This window comes from Coriobacteriia bacterium (assembly GCA_013334745.1).
Taxonomy (GTDB): domain Bacteria; phylum Actinomycetota; class Coriobacteriia; order Anaerosomatales; family JAAXUF01; genus JAAXWY01.
Window position 1 is genome coordinate 66,707 of record JAAXWY010000001.1, and the last position, 754, is coordinate 67,460.

General features: G+C 61.3%; 1 protein-coding gene and 1 pseudogene (1 of these 2 only partly in view). Both read left to right on the forward strand.

Annotated features, from left to right (window positions below; translation table 11 throughout):
* Positions 1 to 17: 17 nt before the first annotated feature.
* Positions 18 to 185, forward strand: coding sequence for a helix-turn-helix domain-containing protein (locus tag HGB10_00285; protein ID NTU70253.1), 168 nt, complete (start codon positions 18 to 20; stop codon positions 183 to 185).
* 2 nt (positions 186 to 187) lie between these two features.
* Positions 188 to 754: pseudogene (locus tag HGB10_00290) on the forward strand (AAA family ATPase); it runs 105 nt beyond the window's last position.

Consider the following 754-nt stretch of genomic DNA (forward strand, 5'->3'; position numbering starts at 1 on the left):
ACGCGACGGAACGGATTCTGTACGAAGTGCCTCAGGCGATGAGTCGACTCTCGATCGGGCGCACGAAGCTCTACGAGCTGGTGTCCAGAGGCGAGCTGAAGCTCGTGAAGATCGGCGCGAAGTCCCTCATCACCGACGAGAGCATCACCGCCTACGTCGAGCAGCTCATCAAGAAGGCCGGCTAGCTGTGGAGCGCGACTGGTTGCTCGAGGGACTGTTCAAAGAGGGCGACACGATGGTGTTGGCATCACCGCCTAAGACGGGCAAGTCCCTCGCCGGGCTAGACCTCGCACTGAGCGCGGTGACCGAAGGCGAGTGGTTCGGCTACCAGTGCAGCGACTACGTCTTCCCTGAGGACGGTGAGTCCTGCCCGCGCGACGTTCTCTACCTGAACCTCGAGAACCCGAAAGACGAGCAGACCGAGCGCCTACGCCTAGCGATGAAGGAGCGCGACATCTCGGGCGATGAGGTCCGCGACCACCTTTACGTGCTGAATCTCAAGGGCACGCGGGCGGCATGGGATCTCGAAGCGCTCTGGGAGGAGGTAGTCAAGCTGCTCAAGTGGGCTCGCGTGGACAGGTTCGACTACATCATCGTCGACCCGATCTACTCGCTGATCGACGGCGATGAGAACAGCAACCGGTCCATGGCTCAGTTCTTCACGCAGCTGGCTGAGTTTCGCGACGAGTTCGGCGGAGCCCTGGTCTTGACGCACCATTTCATCAAGGCGTGGCGCGGCATCAAGGATAGCCAC